General features: G+C 65.8%; 5 protein-coding genes and 1 tRNA gene. 3 read left to right on the forward strand and 3 right to left on the reverse strand.

All coding sequences use genetic code 11. The features are described from left to right. The 3 genes from CH256_RS11815 to CH256_RS11825 form a co-directional block, all read right to left on the reverse strand. Positions 1–1,111, reverse strand: a 1,111-nt coding sequence (locus tag CH256_RS11815) for a glutamate synthase subunit beta (RefSeq protein WP_143536563.1), incomplete at its 3' end; no start/stop codon positions are given. Next, a complete protein-coding gene (gene gltB, locus CH256_RS11820; protein ID WP_094669699.1) occupies positions 1,104–5,693 on the reverse strand; it encodes a glutamate synthase large subunit in 4,590 nt (1,529 codons plus the stop codon). The genes gltB and CH256_RS11815, both read right to left, overlap by 8 nt. Before the next feature lie 410 nt (positions 5,694–6,103). Continuing rightward, positions 6,104–6,189: transfer RNA gene (locus CH256_RS11825), tRNA-Leu, on the reverse strand. 207 nt (positions 6,190–6,396) lie between these two features. Between CH256_RS11825 and CH256_RS11830 the strand changes: the two genes are divergently transcribed. The 3 genes from CH256_RS11830 to CH256_RS11840 all read left to right on the forward strand — a co-directional run. After that, positions 6,397–7,839, forward strand: a complete 1,443-nt coding sequence (locus CH256_RS11830; RefSeq protein ID WP_094669700.1) for a DUF3662 and FHA domain-containing protein — start codon at positions 6,397–6,399, stop codon at positions 7,837–7,839. A gap of 169 nt (positions 7,840–8,008) precedes the next feature. After that, a complete protein-coding gene (locus CH256_RS11835) occupies positions 8,009–8,473 on the forward strand; it encodes an FHA domain-containing protein FhaB/FipA (RefSeq protein ID WP_037195344.1) in 465 nt (154 codons plus the stop codon). Beyond that, positions 8,470–9,828, forward strand: a 1,359-nt coding sequence (locus CH256_RS11840) for a PP2C family protein-serine/threonine phosphatase (RefSeq protein ID WP_256989426.1), incomplete at its 3' end; no start/stop codon positions are given. The genes CH256_RS11835 and CH256_RS11840, both read left to right, overlap by 4 nt.

Consider the following 9,828-nt stretch of genomic DNA (forward strand, 5'->3'; position numbering starts at 1 on the left):
CCTCGCAGGCTTCGAGTGCGGTGACCTTGCCGTCTTCGCCGACGAAACGCTCGGTGTTGACGGAAAAGACGCGTTCGCCACCCTCCTCGTGTGCCGAGGCAACCCGGTACATCAGCGGGTACGTAGGCCACGGCGTGGACGTCGCACGCTCCTCGGGCGGCCGGGCCATGATCTCGAACTGGTGCACGCTCTCGGCACCCTGACGGTGCGAGGTCCCGAGGCAGTCGGCACCGGTGTCTCCGCCGCCGATGATGACGACCTTCTTGCCCTCGGCACTGACGGGCGGCGCGGCGAAATCACCCTGCTGGACGCGGTTGGCGTGCGGCAGGAACTCCATGGCCTGGTAGATGCCGTCGAGCTCGCGGCCCTCGATGGGCAGGTCGCGCCACGCGGTGGCGCCGCCGGACAGGACCACGGCGTCGAACTGCTCGCGCAGTTCGTCGGCCGAGATGTCCACGCCCACATCGACACCGGTGCGGAAGACGGTGCCCTCGGCCTCCATCTGCGCGAGCCGACGATCGATGTGGCGCTTCTCCATCTTGAACTCGGGGATGCCGTACCGCAGCAGTCCGCCGATGCGATCGGCACGCTCGAACACCGTGACGGTGTGGCCCGCGCGGGTGAGCTGCTGCGCTGCAGCGAGTCCCGCGGGGCCGGAGCCGACGACGGCGACGGTCTTGCCGGTCAGATGCGTCGGGTAGACCGGCGTGACCCAGCCCTCCTCGAAGGCCTTGTCGATGATCTCGACCTCGACCTGCTTGATGGTGACCGGATCCTGGTTGATACCCAGCACGCACGACGCCTCGCACGGGGCGGGGCACAACCGTCCGGTGAATTCCGGGAAGTTGTTGGTGGCGTGCAACCGATCGATGCTGTCGCGCCAGCGGTCCTTGAACACCAGGTCGTTCCACTCGGGAATCAGGTTCCCCAGTGGGCAGCCGTTGTGGCAGAACGGAATACCGCAGTCCATGCATCGACTCGCCTGGGTGCGCAGAGTGTCCTTCGAGAAGTCTTCGTAGACCTCTTTCCAGTCCATCAGACGCAGGTCGACGGGCCGCCGCTTCGGTACTTCGCGAACCGTGTTCTTCAGAAATCCCTGTGGGTCACCCACGAGCTGCCTCCATGATCGCTTCGTCCACGTCCGCGCCGTTCTTCTCGGCTTCGGAGATGGCCAGCAGTACCTTCTTGTAGTCGCGAGGCATGACCTTCACGAAATGGTTCACCTGCTGTGACCAATCCGCGAGGATCCGCTCGGCCACCTCGGAGCCGGTCTGCTCCTGATGGCGAGTGACGATGTCGCGGAGCCAGGTGAACTCGTCACCCTCGAGCTCCTCGATGTCGACCAGCTCGGTGTTGAGGTTGGCCTCGAACGTCTTGTTCGGATCGAAGACGAACGCGACGCCGCCGGACATACCGGCACCGAAGTTCCGGCCCGTCGTGCCCAGAATGACGACCTTGCCGCCGGTCATGTACTCGCAGCCGTGATCGCCGACGCCTTCGACGACGGCAACGGCACCGGAGTTACGAACGGCGAAACGCTCGCCGACGACACCGCGGATGAGAGCCTCACCGCTGGTGGCGCCGAACAGGAACACGTTGCCGCCGATGATGTTGTCCTCGGCGACGAATCCCTTCGGCGCGTTCAACGACGGCCGCAGCACGAGGTGTCCACCGGACAGTCCCTTGCCGACGAAGTCGTTGGCGTCTCCGTTGAGCCGGAGCGTCATGCCGGACGGGACGAACGCGCCGAAGCTGTTGCCCGCCGAGCCGGTGAACGTGATCTCGATGGTGTCGTCCGGCAGTCCGACGCCGCCGTACGCCTTGGTGACCTCGTGCCCGAGCATCGTGCCGACGGTGCGGTTGACGTTGGTGATCTTGGACTCGAACGCGACCTTCTCGCCCTTGTCCAACGCATTGCGGCTGGCCGCGATGAGCTGCTGGTCGAGGGCCTTGTCGAGACCGTGATCCTGAACGCCGGTGTTGTAGAGGTTCTGGTTCATGAACGCCGACTCGACCTCTTCGAGGATCGGCGACAGATCCAGCTTCGACGCCTTCCAGTGCTCCTTGGCCGCAGTGGTGTCCAGCAGACCCACCTGGCCGACGGCCTCGTCCAGTGTGCGGAAGCCGAGCTCGGCCATGAGCTCGCGAACCTCTTCGGCGATGAACATGAAGAAGTTCTCGACGAACTCCGGCTTGCCCGCGAAACGCTTGCGCAGCAACGGGTTCTGCGTAGCGACACCGACGGGGCAGGTGTCGAGGTGGCAGACGCGCATCATGATGCAGCCCGAGACGACGAGCGGAGCGGTGGCGAAACCGAACTCCTCGCCGCCGAGCAGAGCCGCGACCATCACGTCACGTCCGGTCTTGAGCTGGCCGTCCACCTGGACGACGATGCGATCGCGAAGACCGTTGAGCAGCAACGTCTGCTGCGTTTCGGCCAACCCCAGCTCCCACGGTCCGCCCGCGTGCTTGACCGAGGTCAGCGGCGTCGCGCCGGTGCCGCCGTCGTGGCCCGAGATGAGCACCACGTCGGCGTGCGCCTTGGACACACCCGCGGCGACCGTTCCGACGCCGACCTCGGAGACCAGCTTCACGTGGATGCGGGCCTGCGGGTTGGCGTTCTTCAGGTCGTGGATCAGCTGCGCGAGATCCTCGATCGAGTAGATGTCGTGGTGCGGCGGCGGCGAGATCAGACCGACGCCGGGCGTCGAATGCCGAACCTCGGCGACCCACGGGTACACCTTGTGCGCCGGAAGCTGGCCGCCCTCACCGGGCTTGGCTCCCTGCGCCATCTTGATCTGGATGTCGGTGCAGTTGGTCAGGTAGTGCGAGGTGACGCCGAAGCGTCCCGACGCGACCTGCTTGATGGCACTGCGTCGCCAGTCGCCGTTCTCGTCCGGCTCGAACCGCGAGACGTCCTCGCCGCCCTCACCGGAGTTCGAGCGCCCGCCGAGACGGTTCATGGCGATGGCGAGGGTCTCGTGCGCCTCGGCCGAGATGGAGCCGTAGCTCATCGCACCGGTGGAGAAACGCTTGACGATCTCGCTGGCCGGCTCGACCTCGTCGATCGAAATAGCTTGCCGCTCTTCGGTCTTGAAGCGGAACAGACCGCGCAGCGACGCGAGGCGCTCGGACTGGTCGTCGACCATCTTCGTGTATTCCTTGAAGATGTCGTACTGACCGGTGCGGGTGGAGTGCTGCAGCTTGAACACCGTGTCCGGGTTGAAGAGGTGGTACTCCCCTTCCCGACGCCACTGGTATTCGCCACCGGTTTCGAGCTCGCGGTGCGCGCGCTCCTGACGGTTGTCGAGGTACGCGACCGCGTGCCGCGCTGCGACGTCGTCGGCGACCTGGTCGAGATCGATTCCGCCCAGGTGGCTGTTGAGCCCGGTGAAGTACTCGTCGACCAGTTCCTGCGAGAGGCCGATGACCTGGAACAGCTGAGCTCCGGTGTACGACGCGAGGGTCGAGATGCCCATCTTGGACATCACCTTCAGCACACCCTTGCCCGCGGCCTTGATGTAGTTGGACACGGCCTTGTCGAAGGAGATGTCGGTGAGGGAGCCGCGCTCGATCATGTCCTCGATCGACTCGAACGCCATGTACGGGTTGACCGCTGCGGCACCGAAACCGATGAGCAGAGCCATGTGGTGCACCTCGCGGGCATCACCGGCCTCGATGATCAGACCGACCTTGGTGCGGGTCTTCTCCCGGACGAGGTGATGGTGCACCGCGGAGGTGAGCAGCAGCGACGGAATCGGAGCGAGCTTCTCGCTGGACTCACGGTCCGAGAGCACGATGATCCGCGCGCCACCGGAGATGGCAGCGGACACCTGAGCGCGAATGGCCTCCAACGACTTTCGGAGACCCTCACCACCCTCGGACACCGGGTACAGGCCGCGCACGACCACCGAGCGCAGCTCTTCCTGCGTGCCTTCGTCGTTGATGTGGACGAGCTTGGCGAGGTCGTCGTTGTGCAGGATCGGCTGCGGAAGCACGATCTGCTTGCAGCCGTCGGCACCCGGGTTGAGCAGATCGCCCTCGGGTCCGATGGTGCCGCCGAGGCTGGTGACGATCTCCTCGCGGATGGCATCGAGCGGCGGGTTGGTGACCTGCGCGAACAGCTGCGAGAAGTAGTCGAACAGCATCCGCGGGCGAGCCGAAAGCACGGCGATCGGGGTATCGGTACCCATGGAACCGATGGCCTCGGCACCGGACTTCGCCATGGGCGAGACCAGCACGTTCAGTTCCTCGGTGGTGTATCCGAAGATCTGCTGACGGATGAGCACGCGGTCGTGCGGCATGTGCACGTGCGGACGCTCGGGCAGATCGTCGATCGAGGTCAAGCCCTCGTCGAGCCACTGCTGGTACGGATGCTCGGCTGCGAGCTCGTCCTTGATCTCGTCGTCGGAGACGATGCGGCCCTGCGCGGTGTCCACCAGGAACATGCGGCCGGGCTGCAGGCGAACCTTGCGGACGACCTTCGACGGATCGATGTCGAGAACGCCGACCTCGGAGGCCATGACGACCAGACCGTCGTCGGTGACCCACAGCCGGCTCGGACGCAGGCCGTTGCGGTCCAGGACCGCGCCGATGACGGTGCCGTCGGTGAAGCACACCGACGCCGGTCCGTCCCAGGGCTCCATCAGCGAGGAGTGGTACTTGTAGAACGCCCGACGTGCGGGGTCCATCGACTCGTGCCGCTCCCACGCCTCGGGAATCATCATGAGCACGGCGTGCGGCAAGCTGCGTCCACCGAGGTGCAGCAGCTCGAGCACCTCGTCGAAACGTGCTGTGTCACTTGCTCCGTGGGTGACCACGGGGAAGATCTTCTCGAGCGCCTCGGAGCCGCCGAACACATCGGAGGTGATGAGCGCCTCGCGGGCACGCATCCAGTTCTCGTTGCCGGTGGCGGTGTTGATCTCGCCGTTGTGGGCGACGCGTCGGAACGGATGCGCCAGCGGCCACGACGGGAACGTGTTGGTCGAGAAGCGCGAATGCACAAGTCCCAGTGCACTTTCCACGCGCTCGTCCTGCAGGTCGAGGTAGAAGCCCTTGAGCTGAGGCGTGGTCAGCATGCCCTTGTAGACGAAGGTCTGCGAGGACAGTGACGGGAAGTACACGGTCTCGCGGCCGGGGCCGTCCTTGCCCGCGCCCTCTTCGCCCAGCTCGTGCTCGACCCGCTTGCGGATGACGAACGCACGACGCTCGAGTTCGAGGTCGGTGATCGACGCGTCCGGAGCCGCGAGGAACAACTGCCGGAAGGTCGGCATCGCGTCGCGCGCCAGAGCGCCGAGGGAGGAATCGTCGGTGGGAACCTCACGCCAACCGAGAACCGTCAGGCCCTCGCTGACGACGATGCTCTCGACACCCTCGCAGGCGCGTGCTGCGTCGCTGCGGCCCTGCGGAAGAAATGCGACACCGGTTGCGTACGCGCCGGGCGCGGGAAGCTCGAAATCTACGACGGCGCGGAAGAACGCGTCCGGAACCTGGATCAGAATGCCTGCACCGTCACCGGTGTTCGGTTCGGAGCCGGCAGCACCGCGGTGCTCGAGGTTGACCAGCGCGGTGATCGCCTTCTCGACGATGTCGCGACTGCGTCGACCGTGCATGTCCACCACGAACGCGACACCACAGGAGTCGTGTTCGTTGGCGGGATCGTAGAGGCCTTGCGGGCCCGGAGTGTGCTTCATACCTAGCCTTCGGATAAGTCCAGCCTTGATACTCGTCGGCGACGGTGTGGTGTAACCGGCTGCACGAACGGCCTGCGGTGCGTCCTCGCCGTTGAAGCTGCACCTGTCGATCGTCGACGCTTTCCTCTGCACGAGCAGGTGGGCGCGTGGTAGAAAATGGGTCGTGGCGGATCCGGCCGTGGTGAGGCCGATCCAACTACGAACGATAAGTCAGTACCTGGGTGCCACCGCAAATAAGGTAAACCTATTACGGGCTTCCACCTGCGAATTTCCGGATACGAGACGTCCTCGGGACCGGGTCTCGGACACCCGCGCCGACATCGGCCGAGAATCACACGCCTGTAAGACAATTCGAGGAAAAAGGCCGGAAATACTACTGGCCGCAGCGATCGAATCAGCTGCGGCCAGTGTGGTGGGCGGAGGGGGACTTGAACCCCCACGTCCCGAAGGACACTGGCACCTGAAGCCAGCGCGTCTGCCATTCCGCCACCCGCCCGGGTGACGGCGAGAACACTAACACGCACCATGCCGCGCTCGAAAATCGCCGCGTCGAGGTGCCGTGAGCCGACGGCGGCGGGCAGTCCCCGTCGGCGGCACCGTATATCATGCTTGGAGCGCGACCTCGTGATGACACGCGGCTGTCGCGACCTGCACACCAGCAGGCACCACACGGTGGAAGAACACAGTGAGAGGAGGGGTCACGATGGGCATCGTTCAGCGTTTCGAACGCAAGCTCCAGGGCGCTGTCGGCGACGTCTTCGCCCGCGTGTTCGGCGGGGGCGTCGTACCGGCGGAGGTGGAGGCAGCGCTCCAGCAGGAAGCGTCGGACCTGGTTCGGCCCCTGGACGGCGGGCACCTCCTGGCACCCAACAGCTACGTGATCACCATCAACAGCTCGGACCACGCCGAACTCGCCGGTGACCGCGAACTGACGGTCAAGGCGTTCTCGCGTCACCTCGACGATTACATCCGCGATCAAGGCTGGCAGACCTACGGCGACGTGGTGGTTCGCTTCGAGCCGTCGCCCACCCTTCACACCGGACAGTTCCGTGCCAGTGGCTCGGTCGATCCCGATGTGGGACGATCGGCGACTGCTGCACGGAACGAGTCCCCGCAGCAGGGCGCGTCGGCACAAGCAGCACCGAGTCCCGTCCCTTCAGCTACGCAGCGACCGTCTGCCCCACCGATGTCGACACCAGGAGCCGGCCACATGACGCAGAACCCAGGCTACGACCCGCAGCGCGACCCCGCGGACGGTCATCGTCCCGATCCGCGCGCGCGCAACGGTTACGCCGGTGGCCAGGATCCGCGCTACCCAGCACGTGAGCAGAACGGCTACGACGCCCAGGCCTACGCGCCTACCGAGCACGATCCGCGCTACGACCAGCAGCCGTACAACGGCCAGGGCTACGACGAGCAGCCGTACCCCGAGCAGGGTCAGGCCTACAGCGCAGCCGGCCAGGAACAGGGCTACGACCCGCACGCCTACGGCAACCCCAGCGGCCAGGATCAGGGGTACGACGCCCAGGGTTACAACGCGCAGGGTTACGACGCCCACGGCTACAACGCGCAGGGTTACGACGCTCAGGGCTACCAGTACAGCGGTGCCGACAGTGCTGCGTACTCCGAGGCCCCCTATCAGGAGCAGGCGTACAACGACCCGTCCGGTCGCTACGCCGAGCCCCAGGCCGCCGGATATCAGCAGCCCGGCTACCAGCAGCCCGGCTACCAGCAGCCCGGCTACGACTACCCGCCTGCCCCGGCCGCCTACGGTCGCGGCTACCCGCAGCAGGGCGCGGGCGATCGCGGTGACGGGTACGGCTACGACCAGCCCGCCTCGTACGCAGCTCGCAGTCAGGCGCTGGCCGCGACGCTGCAGCTCGAAGACGGCAGCGGCCGCTACTTCCAGCTTCGTGACGGTCAGAACATCATCGGCCGTGGTCAGGACGCACAGTTCCGACTCCCCGACACCGGCGTTTCGCGTCGACACATCGAGATCCGGTGGGACGGCCGCGTGGCCATGCTCTCCGATCTGGGTTCCACCAACGGCACCACCGTCAACGGCGCTCCGGTGCAGGACTGGCAACTGGCCGACGGCGACGTCATTCGGGCCGGCCACTCCGAAATTCTGGTCCGGATCGTCTGACGATCTTTCGTGGGCTCGGGTGGCGGTTCGACTCGCACTCTCGCCGACCCGTATGTCGTCCACACGAGCTGCTTGACCCTATGATGCTGCGAGGCAACCATGTCTGCCGCGCCGCGGCTTTTCGCGTGGGCGGGATGCAGGTCGATTGCGAAGGAGGAGGTGAATCGTCGTGCAGGGATTGATTCTGCAACTGACAAGGGCGGGCTTCCTGCTGTTGTTGTGGTTCTTCGTCTGGGCCGTCCTTCGCACCTTGCGCAGCGACATCTACGCGGCCGCAGGCATGCGAGTGCCTGCTCGCTACTCCGGCGGCTCGAAAGTTCTTCCGTCGTTCAACAAGCAGAAGGTGGCCAAGTACCTCGTGGTGACCCAGGGCGGTCTCGCCGGAACGCGTATCTCGCTCGGAACGCAGCCCGTCCTCATCGGACGCGCGGACGACTCCACTCTCGTTCTGACAGACGACTACTCGTCGACGCGGCATGCGCGCATCTCGCCCCGCGGCGGTGACTGGTACGTCGAGGACCTCGGTTCGACCAACGGCACCTACCTCGACCGCGCGAAGGTGACCACCGCCGTTCGCGTGCCCCTGGGAACTCCTGTCCGCGTCGGCAAGACCGTGATCGAGTTGCGCCCGTGACCCTCGTCCTTCGCTACGCCGCCCGCAGTGATCGCGGTCTGGTTCGATCCAACAACGAGGACTCCGTGTACGCCGGGGCTCGCCTACTGGCGCTGGCCGACGGTATGGGCGGTCACGCGGCCGGTGAAGTGGCCTCGCAGTTGATGATCGCCGCATTGGCTCATCTCGACGACGACGAGCCCGGCGAGGATCTGCTGGGCAAGCTGGAGGCAGCAACCCGCGAAGGCAACGCGTCCATCGCAGATCAGGTCGAGGACGAACCCGAGCTCGACGGCATGGGAACCACGCTGACCGCAATCCTGTTCGCGGGCAAGCGAATCGGACTGGTACACATCGGCGACTCACGTGCGTACATGCTGCGCGACGGCTCACTCACCCAGATCACTCGCGACGACACCTTCGTTCAGTCACTCGTCGACGAGGGCCGCATCACCGCCGAACAGGCGCACACGCACCCGCAACGTTCCTTGATCATGCGTGCCCTCACCGGCAACGAGATCGAGCCGACGCTCACCGTTCGGGAAGTACGTGCAGGCGACCGCTACCTGCTGTGCTCCGACGGCCTCTCGGACGTCGTCAGCGACGAAACCATCGAGAACACCATGAACGAGGGCGAGACGGGCCCGTGCGCCGATCGCCTGATCGAACTCGCGCTGCGCAGCGGCGGACCCGACAACGTGACGGTCGTCGTCGCCGACGTGATCGACCTCGACTACGGACAGAGCCACCCCATCCTCGGCGGTGCCGCCAGCACCGAGGACGAGGAAGACGCCCCTCCGCCCAACACCGCAGCCGGACGCGCCGCCGCGATGCGGCCACCGCGTACGACGCCCAAGCGCGTCACCAGCCCGGTCGTCACGCCCGAGAAGAAGTCGCACAAACTGCGCTGGACGTTGATCGCCCTGACCCTGGTGGTACTCGCGGCAATCGGTGCGCTCGTTGCCAATTCGATCATCAGAGGCAACTACTACGTCGGTGCCGACAACAGCAAGGTGACCGTGCTGAGGGGCCTTCCCGGCTCGGTACTGGGCTACTCGCTGCAGAGCGTGGAACTGATCGGCTGCCTCGACGACGACGGAGCCGTCACGCTGACCGCTCCGGATGCCGCTCCGGCCGATTGCGTTCCGTTCGAGATCGACGACCTTCTGCCTGCCGCGCGCGAGCAGGTCACGGCCGGCTTGCCGTCCGGATCTCTCGACGACGCGCGCGGTCAGGTCGAGCGGTTGGCCTCCGGTGACCTGCTCCAGGTGTGCGAGACCGAGCCGGTCGTCACCACGACTGTCGAACCGACTCCGACGACGATCATCCCGCCGCCCGGAATTCCGTTGCCCCCGGCTGCGGAGCCCGTTCCCGAG

The organism is Rhodococcus sp. 05-2254-6, assembly GCF_002258565.1.
In the GTDB taxonomy this organism is placed as follows: domain Bacteria; phylum Actinomycetota; class Actinomycetes; order Mycobacteriales; family Mycobacteriaceae; genus Rhodococcoides.

Bases quoted from the DNA above. Each gene is read 5' to 3' on its own strand.
- gltB (WP_094669699.1), bottom strand. From the start codon at position 5,693: ATGAAGCACACTCCGGGCCCGCAAGGCCTCTACGATCCCGCCAACGAA.
- CH256_RS11830 (WP_094669700.1), top strand. From the start codon at position 6,397: ATGGGCATCGTTCAGCGTTTCGAACGCAAGCTCCAGGGCGCTGTCGGC.